The organism is Pseudomonas sp. PME37.24/025, assembly GCF_055556615.1.
This window is the reverse complement of the sequence record NZ_JBVHNK010000171.1, coordinates 1-274: the sequence shown is the minus strand read 5'-3', so window position 1 is coordinate 274 and position 274 is coordinate 1. Positions and strand designations below refer to the sequence as shown.

At 63.5% G+C, this 274-nt stretch carries 1 protein-coding gene; it reads left to right on the top strand.

Features of this window, described 5'->3' with window-relative positions; genetic code table 11:
- Window positions 1-115 precede the first annotated feature (115 nt).
- Window positions 116-274 (top strand): hypothetical protein (locus ACZ3HH_RS29945; protein WP_465810194.1); only part of this gene is annotated, 159 nt, incomplete at its 3' end.

The following is a 274-nucleotide window of genomic DNA, read 5'->3' as shown; positions in this document are numbered from 1 at the left end:
GAGATGCAGGCTAGCGTTTCAGCTCAAGTTCGCAAGCACGCAGCAACCACCCTGGCGGGGCTCGGACGGCACAGCTAATGTGACCGCCGCCCTGAAGAGCCGGAGCCTGACCGACATGACCCGCATCGACAACGCCCGCGTCATCCGCAGCCCGCGCGGACCCGAGATCAGCGCCAAGAGCTGGCTCACGGAAGCACCGATGCGCATGCTCATGAATAATCTTGATCCGGAGGTGGCCGAAAAGCCCGGCGAACTCGTGGTCTATGGCGGGATC